This window comes from Fibrobacter sp., assembly GCA_017503015.1.
Lineage (GTDB): Bacteria > Fibrobacterota > Fibrobacteria > Fibrobacterales > Fibrobacteraceae > Fibrobacter.
Genome location: JAFVTX010000030.1, coordinates 73,720 through 93,914 on the forward strand (window position 1 = coordinate 73,720; position 20,195 = coordinate 93,914).

The 20,195-nt window shown below is 54.4% G+C and carries 17 protein-coding genes and 1 tRNA gene; 15 read left to right on the forward strand and 3 right to left on the reverse strand.

The annotated features are described in order from the left end of the window. Nucleotides 1-65: 65 nt before the first annotated feature. From IKB43_05865 to IKB43_05895, 7 genes are all read left to right on the forward strand, one after another. Nucleotides 66-821: an endonuclease gene (locus IKB43_05865; GenBank protein ID MBR2469663.1), complete on the forward strand. Its 756-nt coding sequence runs from the start codon at nt 66-68 to the stop codon at nt 819-821. A gap of 77 nt (nt 822-898) precedes the next feature. Continuing rightward, nucleotides 899-3,973, forward strand: coding sequence for a hypothetical protein (locus IKB43_05870; GenBank protein MBR2469664.1), 3,075 nt, complete (start codon nt 899-901; stop codon nt 3,971-3,973). Between the two features lie 12 nt (nt 3,974-3,985). Beyond that, nucleotides 3,986-5,650 (forward strand): hypothetical protein, encoded by a 1,665-nt coding sequence (locus IKB43_05875; protein ID MBR2469665.1) that lies wholly within the window; start codon nt 3,986-3,988, stop codon nt 5,648-5,650. A 111-nt stretch (nt 5,651-5,761) separates the two neighbouring features. Further along, complete coding sequence (gene rpsD, locus IKB43_05880) at nt 5,762-6,367, forward strand: 30S ribosomal protein S4 (protein MBR2469666.1); 606 nt, start codon at nt 5,762-5,764, stop codon at nt 6,365-6,367. A 73-nt stretch (nt 6,368-6,440) separates the two neighbouring features. Further along, nucleotides 6,441-6,770 carry a DUF4321 domain-containing protein gene (locus tag IKB43_05885; protein ID MBR2469667.1) on the forward strand — a complete coding sequence of 110 codons (330 nt, stop codon included), beginning with the start codon at nt 6,441-6,443 and terminating at the stop codon, nt 6,768-6,770. Further along, on the forward strand, nt 6,749-8,188 hold the full coding sequence (gatA, locus tag IKB43_05890; GenBank protein ID MBR2469668.1) for an Asp-tRNA(Asn)/Glu-tRNA(Gln) amidotransferase subunit GatA: 1,440 nt from the start codon (nt 6,749-6,751) through the stop codon (nt 8,186-8,188). The genes IKB43_05885 and gatA overlap by 22 nt, the downstream gene beginning before the upstream one ends. A gap of 176 nt (nt 8,189-8,364) precedes the next feature. After that, nucleotides 8,365-9,936 (forward strand): DUF3943 domain-containing protein, encoded by a 1,572-nt coding sequence (locus IKB43_05895; protein ID MBR2469669.1) that lies wholly within the window; start codon nt 8,365-8,367, stop codon nt 9,934-9,936. Between the two features lie 12 nt (nt 9,937-9,948). Here the strand turns inward: IKB43_05895 and IKB43_05900 are convergent, their stop codons facing one another. Together IKB43_05900 and IKB43_05905 are read right to left on the reverse strand one after the other, a co-directional pair. Next, on the reverse strand, nt 9,949-10,593 hold the full coding sequence (locus tag IKB43_05900) for a LysE family translocator (protein ID MBR2469670.1): 645 nt from the start codon (nt 10,591-10,593) through the stop codon (nt 9,949-9,951). 26 nt (nt 10,594-10,619) lie between these two features. Then, nucleotides 10,620-11,084, reverse strand: a complete 465-nt coding sequence (locus IKB43_05905) for a hypothetical protein (GenBank protein ID MBR2469671.1) — start codon at nt 11,082-11,084, stop codon at nt 10,620-10,622. Nucleotides 11,085-11,255: 171 nt separating this feature from the next. Between IKB43_05905 and IKB43_05910 the strand changes: the two genes are divergently transcribed. The 3 genes from IKB43_05910 (at nt 11,256) to IKB43_05920 (ending at nt 13,484) form a co-directional block, all read left to right on the forward strand. After that, nucleotides 11,256-12,401 (forward strand): phospho-N-acetylmuramoyl-pentapeptide-transferase, encoded by a 1,146-nt coding sequence (locus IKB43_05910; protein MBR2469672.1) that lies wholly within the window; start codon nt 11,256-11,258, stop codon nt 12,399-12,401. A gap of 123 nt (nt 12,402-12,524) precedes the next feature. Then, complete coding sequence (locus IKB43_05915) at nt 12,525-13,274, forward strand: Rpn family recombination-promoting nuclease/putative transposase (GenBank protein MBR2469673.1); 750 nt, start codon at nt 12,525-12,527, stop codon at nt 13,272-13,274. 30 nt (nt 13,275-13,304) lie between these two features. Then, on the forward strand, nt 13,305-13,484 hold the full coding sequence (locus IKB43_05920; protein ID MBR2469674.1) for a hypothetical protein: 180 nt from the start codon (nt 13,305-13,307) through the stop codon (nt 13,482-13,484). Nucleotides 13,485-13,563: 79 nt separating this feature from the next. On the opposite strand, the gene IKB43_05925 is transcribed toward IKB43_05920, so the two are convergent. Further along, a complete protein-coding gene (locus IKB43_05925; protein MBR2469675.1) occupies nt 13,564-14,625 on the reverse strand; it encodes a fibrobacter succinogenes major paralogous domain-containing protein in 1,062 nt (353 codons plus the stop codon). A gap of 95 nt (nt 14,626-14,720) precedes the next feature. On the opposite strand from IKB43_05925, the gene IKB43_05930 reads away from it, so the two are divergent. From IKB43_05930 to IKB43_05950, 5 genes are all read left to right on the forward strand, one after another. Continuing rightward, nucleotides 14,721-16,058 carry a UDPGP type 1 family protein gene (locus IKB43_05930; protein MBR2469676.1) on the forward strand — a complete coding sequence of 446 codons (1,338 nt, stop codon included), beginning with the start codon at nt 14,721-14,723 and terminating at the stop codon, nt 16,056-16,058. Between the two features lie 64 nt (nt 16,059-16,122). Continuing rightward, nucleotides 16,123-17,010 carry a lauroyl acyltransferase gene (locus tag IKB43_05935; GenBank protein ID MBR2469677.1) on the forward strand — a complete coding sequence of 296 codons (888 nt, stop codon included), beginning with the start codon at nt 16,123-16,125 and terminating at the stop codon, nt 17,008-17,010. Between the two features lies 1 nt (nt 17,011). Next, on the forward strand, nt 17,012-17,455 hold the full coding sequence (locus IKB43_05940; protein ID MBR2469678.1) for a Smr/MutS family protein: 444 nt from the start codon (nt 17,012-17,014) through the stop codon (nt 17,453-17,455). A 241-nt stretch (nt 17,456-17,696) separates the two neighbouring features. Continuing rightward, nucleotides 17,697-17,770 (forward strand) — tRNA-Pro (locus IKB43_05945). Nucleotides 17,771-18,344: 574 nt separating this feature from the next. After that, complete coding sequence (locus IKB43_05950) at nt 18,345-20,195, forward strand: type IIA DNA topoisomerase subunit B (protein MBR2469679.1); 1,851 nt, start codon at nt 18,345-18,347, stop codon at nt 20,193-20,195.

Below are 20,195 nucleotides of genomic sequence, written 5' to 3' on the forward strand. Positions count from 1 at the left end.
GAATAATGCTCTGTTTAAGGAACCTCGGGCCTGGATGCATTCTTTTTTTATATTCCCAGTAAGACATGCTTATTATTTCCACATTCCAAAAGGCGGCGCGGTTCGCCCTTGCGCTTACCGCTATCGCATTTTCCTTTTCCCTTGCCGCCGTAGACAAGGAGCCGCCTCCGCAGCACTACAACTACCGTGGTGCAGGCCAGCAGATGAAGCGGATTTACTACGGCGACCTGCAAGAGACCATCTATTGCGGCTGCAGGTACAACGACAAGAAGAAGGTGGACTACAGCACCTGCAACTTCAGGCCCAGGGAAAATCCCCGGCGCAAGAGTTTCAAGCGGGCAGAGACCGTGGAATGGGAGCATATCGTGACCGCCCACAACATGGGGCACTTTATGCCCTGCTGGAAGGACGGCGGCCGCAAGAACTGCAGCGCAAACGATACTTTGTTCAAAATTCTTGAAGGTGATTTGCATAACCTCTACCCCGCCATCGGCGAAATCAACGGGGACCGGAGCAACTTCATGTATTCCCAGTGGACCAACAATCCGGAACCTATGTATGGGGAGTGCGAGACCATCGTGGATTTCAAGCTGAAAAAGGCCCAGCCGCGAAAAGAGGTGCGGGGGCTTATCGCCCGGGTGCATTTTTACATGGAAAAGACCTACGGCATCAAGCTCTCTAGCCAGGACCGCAAGCTGTTCGATGCCTGGGACAAGATGTACCCCGTCACCGAAAAGGAATGCGAGCGGGACCGCCGTATTTTCAAGGTCCAGGGGGACCACAACCCCTTCGTTTACGAAAAGTGCGAAGTCAAGCCCTAGAACAGGGGCATTTCAAGGCAAGCGTTTCCAAAAAACGCCCTTAAAAACTTAATTTTAGGGCGTATAACGAGGTTTTCATGTTTCGTGTTTTTTCGTTTTGTCTTGTCCTGATTTTAAGCGTGACCACCACGGCATTTTCCCAGGTGACGTTCCCTCTGGGTTCCAACGTCGTCGACGTGACCAAGGCTCCCTATAACGCCAAGGCCGATGGAAAGACCGACGATACAGAGGCTATCCAGAAAGCGCTAAACGACCACCCCAACGGGGACTATATCATTTATCTGCCCCACGGCATTTACAAGGTGACCAACACCCTGACCTGGCCCGCCAGCGACAAACCGGAACAGGCCTACAGCCGCACTATTTTGCAGGGTGCAAGCATCGGCGGCACTATCATCGCCTTGGCCGACGAATGCCAGGGGTTCACCAATCCCGATTTCCCGGCCCCGGTGCTGTTTACCGGCGAGGGTCCGGGACTCAAACCCAGGAACTCCATCCGCGACATTACCATCCGCACGGGTAAAAAGAACGCAGGTGCCGTAGGTATCCGTTTCAACGCCGCCCAGCAGGGCACCATCAAGAACGTGAAGGTCTATTCCGGCGACAGCCTGGGCATTTACGGTATTGACCTGGGGCACACCGAAAATATCGGCCCTCTCCTTCTCGAAAACGTAGAAATCCAGGGCTTTGAAACCGGCATCTATGTTGCCGGCAAGACCAACAGCGTCACCCTGGAGCACGTGACCCTGGGAGGCCAAAAGAAGTACGGTCTGGAAAACGACGGTCAGGTGGTGTCCAGCCGCGGGCTCCGCTTCAAGGGAGACGTTCCGGCAGTGTTCAACCACGGTGAAGGAGCGTCCATGGTCATGGTGGACGCCACCCTGGAATACAATCGTGTAAAGCAGTCCAAGCCTGCCGTTGCTATCGAAAACGAAGGCATGCTGTTTGCCCGTTCCGTAAATACCAGCCGTTTCGAGGAAAAAATCAGAAGCACCCCGAAGGCAGCAAGCGAAACATACGTTGGTAACGAGATTGTGGAATTCGTGACCCAGGCCTCCCGCCAGCTTTGCCACAGCCCAAAGCAGTCCATGCGGCTCCCGGTGGCAGAAACCCCTAACCTGAACGACCAGAAATCAGACGCCTGGATTACCATTGCTGGCGACTACGGAGGAAAGATGGATTCCGGGTCCGACGATGCCAAGGCCATACAGGACGCTATCGACGACGGTGCCGAAACGATTTATTTCCCGCCGGGAGGCCGCTGGACCATCAACCGCGACATCTACCTACGGAACCGCGTCCGCCGGATTCTCGGAACCGAAGGCCGCATCGACGGTAAGGGCAAGTTCATCATCGAGGACGGCGCCTTCAACGAGATTACCATCGAGCGTTTCTCCGAATTTGGAAACGGAATCATCCACAAGAGCAAACGCGCCGTACTCCTCAAGAACATGATGTTCAAGTCTTTCGAGACCAACGAACTGGGCGTAGGCGACATCTACATGGAAGACGTTGCGGTAGGTTCTATCCAGATCAACCAGCAGCACCTGTGGGGCCGCCAGGTTTCCATGTTCTCCGACACCAAGGGCGCAAAGATCCAGAACAACGGTGGCGACATCTGGATTCTGGGACTTACCTCCAAGGACGGTAACACCATCTTGCAGAACTTTAACGAAGGTTCCGCCGAACTCCTGGGCGTGCTGGTCATCGCAAGCGACAAGGCCAAGACCACTCCCATGTTCATCAACGACAACGGAAGCCTTTCCATCGAAGGCCTCAAGGAAGTTCTCACCCGCGGAAACCCCTACAAGAAGATTGTGGAAGAATCCCGCATGGGTTCTGCCATCTACGCCCTCACGGACGCCGACCTTGAAAAGAACAGCACCGGCGGCGTGAACATGGCCCTTTACACCGGTTACGCCCCTAAGCAGGGCCAGAACGAGGCCCCGAAGGTCTCCTTCGCCGACGAGATGATCGTGGTGCAGCCCGGCAAGATACATCTGGTAGGTACCGTCGAAGACGACGGCCGCGGTAACGGTCTCTGCAGGGACCCGGTCCTTTGGAAAAAAGGTGTAGGCCCCGGCAAGGTCATCTTCTCCGATACCGCCGAATACGAGACCGACGTTTCCTTTACCGGTAGCGGACGCTACAACCTGATTTTCACCGCCAACGACGGTACCAAGACCGGCGCCGACACCGGCAAGGTCTACGTGTTCGACAAGAAATACACCACCTTGGACAACTCCGGAGACGGGGCCCCCAGCGGCAAGGGCGTAGACACCTGGATTTCGTCCTTCGACAACTTTACACCTCACAATACGGACGCCGCCCTCAGGGTGGCAAACGACACCAACGACGCCGGCAAGATATACCTAAAGTTCGACCTGTCCGCCCTGCCGGGGCCCCTCTTTGACGCAGGCCTCAAGCTGGAATACAACGCCGATTCCCTCACAAAGCCTGTTCAGTTCAACATATTCGGCCTGAAAGAAACCGCCAGGGAAATGAACTATGGCGAAGGCAAGCTGGGCGTAGACTGGCGAGGCGACGAGCTGACCTGGGAAAACGCTCCTGCCAACTTGCCCCAGCCCGGTGGACACTTCAACATCCGCAAGAACTCCGGCGGTGGCGTCGACACCAAGCACGCCGACTTCTTGGGGCTCATCACCTTGAACCCCAAGGCCCCGTTGGGAGCTTTCTTGCGCACTCCGACCCTGACGGAGTTCTTCAAGAGGAAGCACCCCTCCAACATGTACACGCTGATTCTCACCGCCGTAGACCCGGGCGAGACCATCATCCATTCCCACAACCAGAACAGGTCTCTCGCTCCGGCGCTTTACGTGGGCTACTTTGACAACACCCGTTCCGTGAGCGGTGACGTGATGGAAGGCGGTTACACGCTGACCAAGGTGCACATCGACATTTACTCCCTGGAATGCGATTTCGATTTGACGGTAGGTTATCCGCAATTTGTGCAGATTGAAATCGTCAACGAGTTCGGGCGGCGCATGCTCATGGTAGCCGCCCGTGAACTTGCCGGAGAAAAGAAGACACACTTCAAGTTCAAGGCCCACGAGTTCCCCACGGGCAAGTACACCTTGAAGGTCAACGGCGAAGCCTTTAGCGCAGAACAGAAGTTCTACATCTTGAACTAGGACGGCTCTACGATGAAAAGATTGTTTTTTACCCTGCTATCCGCAACGGCCCTGTCGCTCCTCGCCTGCAGCGAATCGAGCCACACCAACAATTCGGACATCAACAGCGGTGATGGCGAATACGCCGACAGTTCCTTCTATTCCAGTTCGGGCACCAGCAACCGTGCCGACATTGACTACGATGACGACATCGTTTTGGACGATACCACCAACATCTATATCCAGCGGCCCGTGACGGATTCCACCGGCAAGGCGGAATGTCCCGAGAAGACTCTTTGCATTGATTCCCTGACAAAAGAAATCAACCTGTACCTCGGCAACCTGAAGAAGGGTGACCGCATAAGTATTTGGGCCGCCACCAGCGGCATGACAAACGACACCATGCGTGTGATGAGCGAACTGGGGCAAACGATGCACCCCATGCTTCCCAGGTGTGTTTCGGACAACTGCACCTTTGAATCCTTCGTGATTCCCGGTGACGGCGCCGATATGGAAAAGAATCAGTTCGTGATTTTTGAGGACGGTTACTATTACGTGCATCTAGAGGCAACCTTCAGCGACATGGCTCACTGGCGCCTGTACACCCATGTGGACAACGGCTACTACAAATACACCGGCGACACAAACAAGGTAAGCATCTCCCTAAAAGAGAACCTCCGAGGGATTCTCAAAATCGGGAACTCTCCCGACAGTATCAGGTTCAATTTTGCAGCGGCCATCGGCCACAGCGTCACCATCAAGGCTGAAGGCGACTGGATTAATAACCTGGACCTGCGCCAAGAGGGCAAGTCCATCGCAAGCGAAAAGGACACACTGGACAGAACCATGCTCACCGACGATTCCACCCATTGGGAGTTGGTGATAGCCCCCGAAAAGATTTCCAACTACCAGACAGGCCCCTACGCGAGCTTTACCATTCAGTCCAGCAACCGCAAGCTTTCTCAAGGCGAATATTTCGCACTCCCCGATTCCTTGGGCAAGGCCGGCGAGTTCCTGAAAAAGACCCGCGCAAAGATTGACGCTTTCGAACTGAGGCAAGACCAGTACGTGTGGCTCGGGGACTTCAAGAAGGGCGATACCCTGGTGGTGGAACACATATTCAAGGGTTACGGCAAGCGTTCAACCAAGCCCTTCACCGTCATCGACTACAGTGTTCTCGGCAAGGGAGGCAAGTCCCTCAAGACCCTCTCCGAAGAAAACTTGGGATACAAGGTGGAAAGCGACGGCCCCGCCTATTTCCATTTCCAGATGGTCAACAGCCAGAACACACCCGACGCCAAGGAGCTGGAGCTGTACACCCTGCTTAAAAGGCCCGGCTCCCTTACCAAGTTCAACTTCTATGACGCCTCGGCCAAAAAGGCGATAGACACACTGAAGGTAAGCGAAGACCAGGAACTGAAGTTGGACGACATGGCGTTTGAATCGACCCCCACCAGCACAAAGAACGGGGCAGTGAACTGGTTTATCCCCTGCGGGGACTGGATGGTGCTGGGCAACGTGAATTATGACAGTTGCGAGGGCAACACCAAGGGCGAACTGAAGGTGGAATCCACCGAAAATACAGGTGACGCCAAGATACTGGTTGTAAGCGGAGGCTCCGGAAATTCGGCAAAACTCATCGCCGAAAGCCTTCTGGACCCCCAAAAGCGGGATACTTTGCACATCGTGGTGAAGTAGTCCCTTGAAATTACGTCCCCAAAATTCTATTATTGGGGCTCACTCTTGCAAGTCGCGCCAAGCTCTGCCAATTTGCAAGCATAACCAAAGAGCTTCCTTACGAGGTACAATATGTCGTCCTTCCGCGGACCAAAAGGTAAAGTCGCACGCTCTCTCGGCGTTGCCGTCTCCCAGAAAACTCAAAAGGCCCTTGACCGCCGTAACTTCGCTCCTGGCCAGCATGGTCAGAACCGCAAGAAGTCTGCTTCCGTGTACAAGCAGCAGTTGGTGGAAAAGCAGCGTCTCCGTTTCACCTACAACATTTCCGAAGCCCAGTTGGCCAAGGCTTACAAAGAAGCCAACCGTCGCGAGGGTTCTGCCGGTGACAACCTGATGATTCTTCTGGAAACCCGCCTTGACGCTCTCGTTTATCGCATGGGTTTTGCCCGCACCATTTTCGCCGCCCGTCAGTATGTGGCCCACGGTCACTTCTCCGTGAACGGCGTTCGTAGCTTCTCCCCCGCCCGCCTGGTCAAGGCCGGCGACGTGATCGCCGTGCGCGAACGTTCCAAGGAACACGTGCAGATCAAGGAAGCTATCGCCAACGCTCCTGCCGCCCCGGAATACCTTTCCGTCGATGCCGGCAAGATGGAAGGCACCCTGGTGAAGCTCCCCCTCCGCGACCAGATTCCCGTCCAGCTCGAAGAACAGCTGGTGGTGGAATACTACTCCAGGTAGTGAGTGTTGCAAGTTTAAAACGTCCGGCGCAAGTCGGGCGTTTTTTTTACGCCGATTTTTCTAAATTAGCGGCATGACTCAGAGAAATTCCTTTGCACGCTTGTTGCTTTTTATCGTGCTCGGCCTGATTATCGGCGGAGTACTTGGTGAATGCCTAGGGCTCCTGTTCGGGGAACTGGGCGAACTGATGAACGCCGGCGGATACGACAATATTGTCCGCAACTTCTTCGTGGCCTCTTTCGACCTGAATTTCGGATTCTTGGGCGACAAGGCAAACCCGGTGGTCATCGACCTCTACATGGTAAAATTTGCGCTTGGCCTCGGCCTCAAGATTAACGTCGTGAGCATCGTAGGCATGGTTCTCGCCATCTATATTATGAAATGGTCCGGAGGAAACAGGTAATGGACACCATTCAAGATTTACAGGAACAGCTGAAAAGCGGGAAGACGACCGCCGAAGGGCTGGTGCAGTCCGCCCTCAGCAAGATTGACGCTACCAAGGACTTGAACGCCTATATTTCTGTTCTTAACGAACGGGCGCTGGCCCGTGCCAAGGAAAGCGACAAGCGCCGCGCCGAAGGCAAGACCCTGGGTGCGCTGGACGGGATTCCCGTAGCCGTGAAGGACAACATGTGTCTCGAAGGCACCCGCACTACGGCAGCCTCCAAGATTCTCGAAAACTTTGTAGCCCCCTACACCGCCACTGCCATCGAAAAGCTGGAAGCGGCAGGTGCCGTCATCGTGGGCAAGACCAACATGGACGAATTCGCCATGGGTTCCAGCAACGAGACCTCTTACTTCGGCCCTGTGAAGAACCCGCTGGACAGTTCCCGCGTACCGGGAGGTTCCTCCGGAGGCTCGGCCGTAGCCGTGGCCTCGGGCACGGTCCCCTGTGCTCTAGGCTCCGATACCGGCGGATCAATCCGTCAGCCTGCCGCCTGCACAGGGGTGGTGGGCCTTAAGCCCACCTACGGCCGCGTGTCCCGCTACGGTCTTCTGGCTTACGCCAGCAGCCTGGACCAGATCGGTCCCTTCGGTGCCACCGTAGCCGACTGCGCAACACTGCTTTCGGCCATCTGCGGAATCGACCCTCACGACAATACCACCAGCGCAAGGCCTACCGAAGATTTCGGCGCAAAGCTTGACGCAGGCATCAAGGGCAAGGTCATCGGTGTGCCTAAGGAATACTTCGGCGAAGGCCTGGACAAGGACTGCAAGGCCGCCATCGAAGGCATGCTCAAGAAGATGGAAGCGGAAGGTGCCACCCTCAAGGAAGTAAGCCTCCCCCATATCAGCTACGCCGTGTCCAGCTACTACATCATCGCCACCGCCGAGGCCAGTTCCAACCTCTCCCGCTACGACGGCGTGCGCTACGGCTACCGGAGCAAGGATGCCCGCAAGCTGTTCGACCTTTACGCCAAGTCCAGAAGCGAAGGCTTCGGCAAAGAAGTCCAGCGCCGCATTCTGCTGGGCAGTTACGTGCTCAGCGCAGGCTTCTACGACGCCTACTACGTGCAGGCCCAGAAGGTGCGCCGCCTCATTACCGACGACTTCAACAAGGCCTTTGAAAGCTGCGACGTAATTGCAAGCCCCGCCATGCCGGGGCTCCCGCTGAAGTGCGGCATGAACGAGTCCGACCCCATGGCCGTATACCTCAGCGACATCTACACCGTGAGCCTGAACCTTGCTGGGCTTCCGGGCGTAACGGTCCCCTGCGGAATGGCAGGCGGGTTGCCTGTAGGCCTCCAGTGGATCGGCAAGCCCTTCATGGAAGCGGACCTGCTTTCCGTTGCCGCCGCAACGGAGCGCTTGAACAAGTAATCCGCTGGAGTCCGTTTACATAGACCGCGTCGGACAAACCGTGCAAGGCATCGTTTGTTACCAAAGGATTTGTTCTCCAGAACAAGTCCTTTTTTTCGTCTTGGCAAAAAATCGCTTTGTCGGAAAACCAAGCCGTCTATCTTGAAACAAAGTCCTCTCTTTTTTAAATATTAAGAATGCTTTTCAAGCGCCTCTCAAAAATCGTCGCAATACTTCTCGCTCTTAGCGGAGTCCTATTCGCACAGCAGATTGACTCGGCAAAAATCGCGGCCATTCCAGACTCCCTCCGGGAAAAATTGAGAGACGAAAATGCCGTTTTCAGTATCGAAGAGGCAAAGATTCTGCGCACCGCCGTATTGGGCGACTCCGTCATTACGGAACGGGAAAAAGACACCCTTGTCGTGCCCAAGGACAGCCTTTACGGCACCCATGTAAACCCTCTAATCGTATCTGCAGAAGTTCTAGGCCAAAACGCACTCGTATGGTCGTTTGATTATTACGTCCTTGACAAGAACTACGCCCACACCGGACCAAGCTACTGGAAAAGAAACTTCCGCGAAGGCTGGAAATGGGACCACAACCATTGGGCCATCAACTTTTACGGACACCCCTACCAAGGTTCCATGTACTATGCCGCCGCAAGAGGTGGCGGCTACGGATTCTACTCAAGCCTACTGTTTGCCGCTCTTGGCAGTTCCACCTGGGAAATGTTCTGCGAAACGGAATATCCCGCTCCCAACGACCTTATTTCTACATCCATTGCGGGCTCCGTATTTGGCGAAGCTCTTTACAGGCTTTCGCGTGCAGCCTACAACAGGCCTGGCGCCCCCTGGTACAGGCAGCTGGCCGCATTCGTGCTTGAGCCTGCAGGCTATGTCCAACGGAAAGCTTTCGGCAACCGGGACTTTTACACAGGCTGGGTTCCCATTGAACTCGCTATCGCCACAGGCATGGGGTCCCGATTCGGCTCTGTCTACCGCATGGGTGGCAAGAATTCCGATGAGGTTGACGCCAAATGGAACGACCGTCACGGAATCCTTGCCGTTTCCCTGGAATACGGGAAACCCTATACAAAAGTAAAACGTCCATTTGATTATTTCCAGGCCGAATTCATGAGCGAAGAAGGCTTCGAGGGAGCCGTGCTGCAACTGGATGTCATGGGAAAGCTAATCAACCGGGGAATCCACGGGCGTGGGCACTGGCTGGACTTTTCCATCAACCTTGACTACGATACCTTTTACGGAGATCTCGCGACCGTCAGCACCCTGTCTTTGGGCGGTGCAATGGATATCGCACTTTGGCTCACCCCCAGCATACGTTTCCGCGTCATCAACCAACTCTACTGGATTATGCTGGGTTCTGCCGACATGGGCTACGACGACATCATCCAGGAATTCAATCCTGACTACCATCCGGACAAAGACAGCTACCAATACAATTCCGGCGTAAAATACAGCCTCACCCTGGAAGTTCTCTACAAGAACAAATGGAAACTCTTCAGCAAGACAACCATTGACGCCATGAAAACCATCGAAGGAACAACGCCTGATTACGGCGTGACCGGCTGGGATTTCTTGCTGCTCAACAAGACCGCACTTGAATACAAGTTGCTAAGTTGGATGGATGTCGGCTACCGTTTAGACACATACGTCAAAATGGCCGCCTATTCCTCTGAAATCGCCGAACCCATGTCCCGCAGGCTCCATGCCTACACCCTATACTTGAATTTCCACCTGCTGGGGGATTAAAAACGCCAACGGCTACAGCGCAAACAGCGCGACGGCCATGAACAGGAATACCGCACCGGAGAACCAGTTCAGGTTGCGGTTCGCCTTGGGGCTGTTCAGCATGAACTTCTTGACGGCACCCGCCAGAAGCGCAACAGTTCCGAACACGATGAAGGTCGCCACCACGAATTCCGACCCGAGAATCAACATCTGGACCGACGGGCTCAAGAGGCTGTCCATCTTTACCGCAGGCGGGATAAACGACAGCGCGAAAAGTATCGCCTTCGGGTTCGTGAGGTTCATGATGATGCCACGCAAGTAGAGCCTGCGGGCCGACACCACTCCTACACGCCTCTCGTCTGTAGGGCTCTGCCCGTTCTCTCGTCTCTCGTCTAAAGCAACTACTCCCGCCCGCACCTGAAAGCTCTTGTAGGCCAGATACACCAGGTAGGCAGCGCCCAAGCACTGGATTACGAAAAACGCCACAGGGCTTGCGGCAATCAGGGCAGACACGCCCACCACCAAAAGCCCCGTCTGCACCATTATCCCCGTACACAGCCCGCAAATAATGCAAAAACCGGCCTTGGCACCGTGAGTAGCGCTCTGGGCCAGCACGAACAAATTATCCGGCCCGGGAGCGAGGGCGACAACGATGGCGGCAATGAAAAATTCAAGCATAAAAAACAGCGATAAGTGGACTTGGGCTACAAGCTTTCCAGGAACTTTTCGGCATCCATCTCGGCAAGGTCTTTCTGCAACTTTTCCAGGGCCTCGTCCGTAATGGCCACAGCCCTGCGGGCATCCCCGTGACCAGCACCGCCAACAGCGGCATCCGCACCGCCGGCATCGGCAGCGCTATTTTCGCCTGCACCGGACTGACCGACACGCTCCTCCGCCAAGGCGTTGGACGCATCCACCATACGGCGCAGCGAATCCGCCACCTCCTTCACCGAGGCGTCGTTACTCACCACCACGTCCAGCACCTTGGAAAGCCGCTTGCGGAGCCCTGCAAACTCGTCCCTGTCCAGCTCGGCGGTTTCTCCCCCGTAATACATCAGCGGGGTCTTGCACCTGACGCAAGAAAACACCATCATGCTGGAAGGCTCGCCCTTCACCATGACCTGGAAAGAAGACCCGCAATGGGGGCAGTTGATATGCAGTTCGCTCATGATCTATAATGTAGAAATTTTAGATAACCCAAGCCAACGCCACTACATTATTTTATTTTTCTCTTGTCTGACGATTCAACATAAGGGAGATGTCCGCCTTTGCGGACATGACAAATCAAACCTTTTCGACTCAAACCCCTAGTTCCTAGATCCTAGCCACTATCAACTACTATGCTCTGCCATTGGCTCTATCACATTACCAGCATTGACCTTTTCGACGGCCGTCTGTTCCGTGCAGGCGTGGCCGCCATGCTCTCCATCGTTTTAGTCATGTGCCTCATGCCGGTCTATATCCGCAAACTCCAGCGCCTTGACGCCACCTCCGATTTTGACAAGGACGGAGCCAAGAGCCCTCCCATCATGGGCGGTCTCCTTCTGGTAATCGTCGTCGAGGTCGTCTCGCTCCTGGTCTGCAAGATGAACGGATACAGCATTTCCACCCTGGTCATCCTGGCGGCATTCTCCGCCGTGGGCGCCATCGACGACATCGCCAAAGTCAAGGCCAAGCGCCTCATCAAGCTGGGCAAGCTCAAGGCCGCCGACTACATGGACAAGGCCGACGGCATCTCCAGCAGTCTCCGTCTGTTCCTCTACTTCCTCTTTAGCCTCGTTGTGGCCATCTTCTGCTACAAGTTCATTCCCGAACTCAAGGGCGACCTGACCATTCCCCTCCTCCCCATCGACATGTTCCAGCTGCACCTGCCCAACTGGATTTTCGTCGCCTTCATGACATTTGTCATCGCGGCCAGCGCCAACGGCACCAACTTCACCGACGGTCTGGACAGCCTCGTGTCCGTGCCGATCCTCACCAGCATGGTGTTCGTGGGTCTCGTGGCCTACGTGAGCGGAAACTTCATCTTCAGCCAGTACCTGAGCGTGCCCTACCTGCCGGGCTGCGACGAGCTGTTCCCCATCGCCACAGCCATTGCAGGCGCACTGCTTGCCTACCTGTGGTTCAACAGTCCTCCCGCCGAAATCTACATGGGCGACGCGGGCTCCGTAGGCTTTGGTGCCGCCATCGGCATCATGTTCATCTTGGTGCAGGCGGGACTGTTTCTACCCATCGTGTGCATCATCATCATCGCCGAAGCCTGCTCCGTGCTGCTCCAAATACTCTGGTTCAAGTTCACCCGCAAGACCACCGGCACCGGCAAGCGCCTGTTCCTCTGCGCGCCCCTGCACCACCATTACCAAAAGAAATGGGAAGGCAAGTTCCCGAGCAAGCCCCTGATGAACTCCAAGATCGTGTGGCGCATGCATCTGGTGAGCATCTTCGCCCTCATCTTCAGCATGGTGGTGTTTTTTGGAATTAGGTAATGTTGTCATGCCCCGCTTGACGGGGCCTCTCCTTTTCAAGCCCTTGTAAAAATTTTCTTTACAAGGCTTTTTTGATCTACATCTCCGTCTTATACATAGAACACCATTAAAAACGGAGATATTATGACTAACGAAAACAAGCTGGACGACAACATCGATTTCATTCAGGAATTCAACACTATCGTTGAGTCCGCAAATGACGAATCCAAGTTCAACCACGATAGATACTTCAGATTTGCATTTGCCGACACGGGACGCATGACAGAATTGCTGAAACTATCCGCCAAGAAGAAACCCTCCCTTAAGGCTTTCTTGAACACCATTGACATTTCGACATTGCGTGGTGCTCCCGAGAACTCTTCTACCGCAAAACACACGAGTTCAGCGGACCTTGTATTCGAAGCAGACATCAAGGGAAATGGAGGCAAAGCGGGACTTTATGTGGGAATCATTACTGAGCACAAGTCCACAAACAAGGACGATGTCATGAGGCAACTTTCCGAATATCACCACCACCTGTTCATTGAACACAATAAGGATATCCCCGTGGTAGCGTTTATCGTTTACAACGGGGAGATGGATTGGAATCCGCTTTCCAAGCCACATTTTGCGAACTATCCAGAATACTATCACGATATCGGGTATCCGTTCAAAGTTGAATTCCTGGATGTAGGACACGGAGTGAGTGACGCCGATTTGAAAGGATTGTCGCCCATGACCCTTGTCGCTTTGACCGCAATGAAATATATTTGGAATGCGGAGCAATTCTCCGTTTCTTTCAAAGAAGCCGCAGTGCGCCTGCTCAAGATGCAGAACTCAGACACTGGGAAAGAATTCATCAAACAGTCACTATCCTACTTCTTCTGGAAGTGACCATACAAGGAAAACAGCGAGGTAATCAAGATGGATAGTCCTGAAGCAGTAGCGAACAAAGGTTATGAATCTTTTGCCGAACACTTCCTGCGTGTGGGCAAGGAACAGTCTGTACGCGAACTTGCCAAGGGCTTTCGTGATAGCGGAGTTTCATTGGCTATTATTGCAAAACAAACAGGTCTTTCCGAAGCTGAAATTAAGGCTTTGTAAAAAAAGCCCGAGGTTCTTTTGGAACTTCGGGCGTATCTCTCTTTACTTAGAACCTTTCTGCAATGCGTTCACCTTGTGGTCAGTCCTTTAGGCAACGAACAGAGAGCCCGAATGTCTTGCTGTAGTAGCTCAGGTGCGCCTCGTCGTCATAGTGGCACAGGTACATATAGTAGGCAAAGTCCCAATCGTTCTGCGTGGCACTCCAGAAGTAGGCGATGTCGCCGACATTATTGAAGTAGAGATCGTCGGTCCAGATGCCAGCAGGGAGCGCAGAAAAGCCGTAGGCATCCTCGTTGGTGATGCCGTTATGGGCACGCCAGCCTGTCTGCGACTTTAGTTTTGCACCGGCGGCTGATGATCCACCCACCGCCGTGAACAGGGTTTGCCATTCATCCTTGGTCGGCAAGTGCCAGCCCGACGGGCAAATACCCGACACCTTTTCAGGCAGCGTACAGGCTCTGAGGTAACCGCAGTTCACGCCGGTGCCACCGTCGTAAAGCTTGACGGAGTCGATTGCCGCAGCCCAAGTATAGAGACGACCTGTCACGGCACAGTTCTCAACCACGTCATTGTAGCACCAACTCTTGCCCTTGAGGCTCGGCGTGGTTACGCTGTCGGCATAGTCCAGGTTCTCCGCCATCCAGGTCTGGTCGCCAATCTTTACAGTCTTGTAAACTTTGCTATCGCGGTGGTCGGTCAGGGTGCCGTAGGTGATTTTCGGGTTCAGGCGGGCTTCCTTCGGTACATCCCAGCTCCATTTGGCAGGAATAGTAGAGCCGCTGGAACTGGATTCCAGGTCATCGTCCCCTATAGAAGGCGAAGAGTCGTCTTCGTTGGACTCGGTTGATGAACTGGACAGTTTCGACATCAGTTCTTCCAGCTCATCTTTCAACTTATCCCCGGTAAGACCATCCTTGATTTTTTCAATGGTAGCAGAATCTGTGACAGCCACCCACTCGTTCTCAAGACAGGCGAAATAGGTAGTATTCACCTTGGCGACATCCTTATCACAAGCGTTAGGCAGGTCTGCCTCATTCTTGTAAGAGGGAATTTCGTTGGACGAACCACTGGAACTGTCATCACAAGCGACAAAGCATGCTGCAGTCAGGGCGATAGATGCCGCCAGGATTAATTTTTTCATGGACTTCTTACTTGAAACTATAATTATGGGCAATGTAATATTTGGAAACAGATGCGTCAAGTGTAGCCCACCTCCTACTATTCTATATTTAGCTTATGGACATTATCAAAACTCTGAAAGCGGCGGGCCAGCAAGAACTCGTCGCTAAACTGGAATCCTTGACTGGTGAAGCCCGCAGCCTTCTGGAGCGAGATATTTTATCCCAGGACTGGGAAGAACTGAAGTCCCTTTACGCCGAAAAGTCCGCCGCCACCCTGGCAGACAACGTTTCCGCCGACCTCAAGCCCATGCCCTTCAAGATTGCCGCCGACGACCTGCGCTACGACTTCTGGAAAGAAACCGGAGAAATCCTACTCCAGAAAGGACAGGTGGCCGCCTTCCTGGTGGCGGGCGGACAGGGTTCCCGTCTCGGTTTCGACGGACCCAAGGGCATGTTCGACATCGGGCTCCCCAGCCACAAGAGCTTGTTCCAGCTGCAAGCGGAACGCCTGCAGAACCTGGCCGCACAGGTGGGCCACCCCATTCCCTGGTGCATCATGACCAGCCCCCTGAACCACGAGGCCACCGTCAACTTCTTTACCGAACACAAGTTTTTTGGCATGGACCGGGACAACATCCGCTTTTTCGAGCAGGGTACCATCTGCGCCCTCACTCCCGAGGGCAAGGCCGTGGTGGACGAGAACAACCGCCTGGCCCTTGTGCCCGACGGAAACGGCGGCTGTTTTCGCGCCCTGGCACAGAGCGGCACTCTGGCCTGGCTTGTCGAAAAGGGCGTGCAGTACGTGTTCCTCTACAGCGTAGATAACGCGCTGTGCCGCATTTGCGACCCGGCGTTCATCGGAGCACTTGCCAGCGAAGGCCGTAGCATGTCGGCCTCCAAGGTGGTCCACAAGGCCGGTCCAAACGAAAAGGTGGGCATATTCGCCCTGCAGAACGGCAAGCCCGGCGTGGTGGAATACAGCGACCTTCCCGAAAACTACCGCGACATGACCAACGCCGACGGCAGCCTCACCTTCGACGGCGGAAACATCGCCATCCACCTGTTCAAGCTGGCAGGGCTCCGCAAGCTGCAGACCAGCAGGCTCCCGTGGCACACCGCCCGAAAGACCGTCTGCGGCATCGAGAAATGCTTCAAGTTCGAGCAGTTCCTCTTTGACGCCTTCCCGCTGCTGGGTTCCATGTTGCCCTTCGGTGTGGTCCGCGAAGAAGAATTCAGCCCCGTCAAGAACGCCGACGGAAACGATTCTCCCAAGACCGCCCGCAACATGATCGGACGCCTCCACAAGGAATGGCTGAAAAAGGCTCACGTCGAAGTCAAGGAAGACAAGCTCTACGAAATCTCACCTACCATCAGCTACGCCGGCGAAGGACTTTCCCGCAGGCTGTTCGTGCGGGAGTTCGGCAGAGGCATCTTGGAGTTTGACGAAAAATAAAAAAATAATGTGAAATGTGAAGTGTGTGATGTGGAATTAAACATTCTATGTGCTAAGCTCTAAAATGCTCAAGGCAAAATTCGTCATATACAAAGTTACACTTCATACATTGCTGCGGTTGCCGGACGCCTTCTTTGCGCTGCTGTTCAAGATTGCGTTTCCTATCTACAAGGCTCTCCATACCAAGCGGGCCTACGGCCGTGTTGAACGGCTTCTGCAAGAAACAGGCTTCTACGGAAAAAACGCCACACGCAAGCACAAGGTCACGCCCAAAGACGTGTTCGAAAGCATCTACTGGAACGGCATCGACAGCTACCGCCTGCTGGCCCGGATTCCCTCTGCCACAGCACGGGTCCGATTCGAGAACGAATTTATCATGCAAGATGCCGCCAAGGAGGGAACCGTGGTGGGCATGAGCATCCACCAGGGCGCCTTCGAGAACATGCACCGGATTCTCTGCCGTTACGGCAAGCCGGTACACCTCATTACCGACTCTGCAGGGGATGCCGCCATGCGCAAGTGCCTAGAAGACCTGCGCAGCGACCCGAACCTCACCGAATACCACCCCGACAAGCTCCAGAGCCTTATCCGAAACCTGTTCAAGACCCAGGGAATCCTTGCCATGGTGGTGGACCAGGGCCGTAACACCAAGGGCAACACCGTCTCCCTTTTCAGGAAAAAGAATACCCTCTACCTCAGGCTTCCCGTCAAGGTAAACCAGATGGGGGCAAGCATTGTCACCTTCCGCACCTACAGCGAAACGGTTGTCAAGCAGGGTAAAAAAATCCGAGAGCACGTCATCCGGTTCGAGCACTACTACCCACCCAAGATGGCCGCCACTCCCGAAGGCGAGGCGGAACTGGTCAGCTCCATAGCCGCCGACGTGGAACGCTGGATCGAGGACCACCCCGAGCAGTGGACCTGGAACTACCACAAGAACTTCAAGGTATAAAATGGCTTTCAACGAAGAAGAACTTTTCCAGCTGGAGTGGATCAAGAACCACCACATGGAAGACAAGGACAAGGCCCTGGATGCAGAGAAGGCCGACGTCCCGACCGAGAAAAAAGTTTTCAAGGGACGCAAGGTTCGGAACCCCGCCTCCTGGGGCACACCGCTACCCGAAGACGAGATCGACCTCCACGGCATGACCGCCGACGAGGCGGCGGAGGCGGTGGAACGCCGCATGTCCCAAATGTCCATCGCTGGACTCAGCGTGCTCCGGGTCATCCACGGGGGCGGGAACCCCGCCTACGGCAACGTCAAGAAGATTATCGACCGCAAGGTCCGCTCCGAATGGCGAAACCGGGTGGTTTTCTACCGCACCGAAATCGAAAACGCCGGTTCCAGCATCCTCAAAATCGGCAAACCCGCCCCAAAAACGAAAAAAATAACCTGACAAACCCTTTAATACGGAATAAACTCAGCCTGGTAGAGCGCTTGCTTCGGGAGCAAGAGGTCGTGAGTTCGACTGAATCGGCGATGAACGAAGTGAATGCAGCCGATTCAGAGATTAAGCCAAAGGCTTAACCCGTAGGGCAAAAACCGTAACAAAGTTAGGTTTTTGTCTCATCTCGCTAAAAAATTTGCATTTGACCTTTAATTTTTCGTCTTTTTTAACTGTCTTTGAGCCACAAAACAGGAATATAGCTCAGCCTGGTAGAGCGCTTGCTTCGGGAGCAAGAGGTCGTGAGTTCGAATCTCGCTATTCCGATAAAAAGAAAAACCACCCTAAAGGGTGGTTTTCTTTTTATACGCGGAATAGCGAGAGATTCAGGACGAGCGACGTAGTCGTGAGTTCGACTACCGCGGAGCGGAACGAAGTGAAACGCGACGCGGGAGGCCTTGACCGTGCAAAGCACGGCAAGCCCGAAGGGCAAAACAGGAACAAAGTGACTGTTTTGGCACTGAATCGGCGATGAACGAAGTGAATATAGCCGATTCAGAGATTAAGCCGAAGGCTTAACCCGTAGGGCAAAGCCTGAATGTAATGAAGGCTTTGTCTTATCTCGCTATTCCGGTAGTAAGGGTTTTGTCCATAACATTGCTTTCCTTTTGCCGGAGCTCTTTCGTATTAGAATATTGCACAATAGTCAAACTTTTTTATAGAATCAGAAATTCAAAATAGCCGGTACTGCACAAATTGTCACTCTTTGACAAAATTTTTTGCTATATTGGGGGCAAAGGGCGGACCGGAGCCGCGAGTCCGGGCATTTTCCGCAAGAAATCTCGCGAAATTTCTTAAAATTGGCGAAAAAAGGCATTTTTTAGTTTTGAAAAGGTAGATAATGGCTGTAAAGTACGACAAGGACAGCATCAAGACTCTAGACTGGTACGAACACATTAGGCTCCGCCCCGGTATGTACATCGGCAAGCTGGGCGACGGACAGAGCCCCGACGACGGCATCTACGTGCTCGCGAAGGAAGTTATCGACAACTCCATCGACGAGTTCGCCATGGGCGCGGGCAAAAAAATTGAAATCGACATGGAAGACCACAGCTGCCGCGTGCGCGACTACGGCCGCGGCATCCCTCTCGAAAAGGTCATCGACTGCGTGTCGAAGATGAATACGGGCGGCAAGTACGATTCCGAAGCCTTCCAGAAGTCTGTGGGCATGAACGGTGTGGGTACCAAGGCGGTGAACGCGCTCTCCACAAAGTTTATCGTACAAAGTTTCCGCGACGGCAAGGTCAAGCGCGCCGAGTTCAGCAAGGGCATCCTGGTGAAGGACTTCAAGATTACCTCCACCACCGAGAAGAACGGCACCGAAATCTACTTCGAGCCCGATAACGACCTGTTCAAGAACTTCCGGTTCCTCCCCGCCTACATGGAAGAGAAGATCTGGAACTACGCCTACCTGAACAACGGGCTCACGCTGGTGATGAACGGCAAGGATTACAACAGCCCGAACGGGCTCTTGGACCTGCTCCACAGCCGTACCGACGACACCATCCGCTACCCGGTCATCCACTGCAAGGGCAAGGATATCGAGTTTGCCATCACGCACTCGAACCAGGAAGGCGAGCACTACTTCAGCTTCGTGAACGGCCAGCACACCACCCAGGGCGGTACCCACCAGGCGGCATTCCGCGAGGGACTCGTAAAGGGCGTGCGCGACCACTTCAAGAAGGAATACGACGCATCCGACGTGCGCAACTGCATCGTGGGAGCCGTTTCCGTGCGCATCCAGGAACCGGTTTTTGAATCCCAGACCAAGACGAAGCTCGGTTCCACCACCACGGCCCCGAACGGCCCCGCACTCCGTACCTGGATTGTGGATTTTGTGGCCCAGGAACTGGACAATTACCTCCACAAGAACGAGGACACGGCCAAGAAGCTCCTGGAACGCATCAACCAGAACGAAAAGCTCCGCAAGGAACTGGCCGGCGTCAAGAAGCTCGCCAACGAGCGCGCCAAGAAGGCGAACCTCAACAACAAGAAGCTCCGTGACTGCAGCGTGCACCTCACCGATGCCAAAAACCCGCTCAAGAGCGAGACCATGATTTTTATTACCGAGGGTAATTCCGCCTCCGGTACCATCACTACGGCACGTAACCCCAAGACCCAGGCGGTGTTCAGCCTGCGCGGCAAGCCGAAGAACAGCTACGGCCTCTCCAAGAAAATCGTGTACGAGAACGAGGAATGGAACCTGCTCCAGGCCGCCCTCAACATCGAAAACGGGCTCGAGGACCTGCGCTACGACAAGGTGATTATCGCGACCGATGCCGACGTGGACGGCATGCACATCCGCCTCCTGGTGATGACGTTCTTCTTGCAGTACTTCCCGGAACTCGTGCAGGAGAAGCACCTCTACATATTGCAGGCGCCGCTCTTCCGCGTGCGCAACCGCAAAGACAAAAAGAAGACCTTCTACTGCTACGACGAAGAGGAACGGGACAAGGCAGCGAAGGAAATCAACAAGAAGGATTTGGAAATCACGCGCTTCAAAGGCCTCGGCGAAATGGACTCCGAGGACTTCAAGTTGCTTATCGGCGAAAACATGCACCTGGAGACCGTCACCATGCCAAGCGACGCCTCTCTGGGCAAGCTGCTGGAATACTACATGGGCAAGAACACCCAGGCCCGCCAGGACTACATCGTCGAAAACCTGCGCACCGAGGCGGTAGAGGAATTGTAA

Coding starts and splice junctions, on each gene's coding strand:
- IKB43_05865 (MBR2469663.1), top strand. CDS start 66: ATGCTTATTATTTCCACATTCCAAAAGGCGGCGCGGTTCGCCCTTGCG.
- IKB43_05870 (MBR2469664.1), top strand. CDS start 899: ATGTTTCGTGTTTTTTCGTTTTGTCTTGTCCTGATTTTAAGCGTGACC.
- IKB43_05875 (MBR2469665.1), top strand. CDS start 3,986: ATGAAAAGATTGTTTTTTACCCTGCTATCCGCAACGGCCCTGTCGCTC.
- rpsD (MBR2469666.1), top strand. CDS start 5,762: ATGTCGTCCTTCCGCGGACCAAAAGGTAAAGTCGCACGCTCTCTCGGC.
- IKB43_05885 (MBR2469667.1), top strand. CDS start 6,441: ATGACTCAGAGAAATTCCTTTGCACGCTTGTTGCTTTTTATCGTGCTC.
- gatA (MBR2469668.1), top strand. CDS start 6,749: ATGGTCCGGAGGAAACAGGTAATGGACACCATTCAAGATTTACAGGAA.
- IKB43_05895 (MBR2469669.1), top strand. CDS start 8,365: ATGCTTTTCAAGCGCCTCTCAAAAATCGTCGCAATACTTCTCGCTCTT.
- IKB43_05900 (MBR2469670.1), bottom strand. CDS start 10,593: ATGCTTGAATTTTTCATTGCCGCCATCGTTGTCGCCCTCGCTCCCGGG.
- IKB43_05905 (MBR2469671.1), bottom strand. CDS start 11,084: ATGAGCGAACTGCATATCAACTGCCCCCATTGCGGGTCTTCTTTCCAG.
- IKB43_05910 (MBR2469672.1), top strand. CDS start 11,256: ATGCTCTGCCATTGGCTCTATCACATTACCAGCATTGACCTTTTCGAC.
- IKB43_05915 (MBR2469673.1), top strand. CDS start 12,525: ATGACTAACGAAAACAAGCTGGACGACAACATCGATTTCATTCAGGAA.
- IKB43_05920 (MBR2469674.1), top strand. CDS start 13,305: ATGGATAGTCCTGAAGCAGTAGCGAACAAAGGTTATGAATCTTTTGCC.
- IKB43_05925 (MBR2469675.1), bottom strand. CDS start 14,625: ATGAAAAAATTAATCCTGGCGGCATCTATCGCCCTGACTGCAGCATGC.
- IKB43_05930 (MBR2469676.1), top strand. CDS start 14,721: ATGGACATTATCAAAACTCTGAAAGCGGCGGGCCAGCAAGAACTCGTC.
- IKB43_05935 (MBR2469677.1), top strand. CDS start 16,123: ATGCTCAAGGCAAAATTCGTCATATACAAAGTTACACTTCATACATTG.
- IKB43_05940 (MBR2469678.1), top strand. CDS start 17,012: ATGGCTTTCAACGAAGAAGAACTTTTCCAGCTGGAGTGGATCAAGAAC.
- IKB43_05950 (MBR2469679.1), top strand. CDS start 18,345: ATGGCTGTAAAGTACGACAAGGACAGCATCAAGACTCTAGACTGGTAC.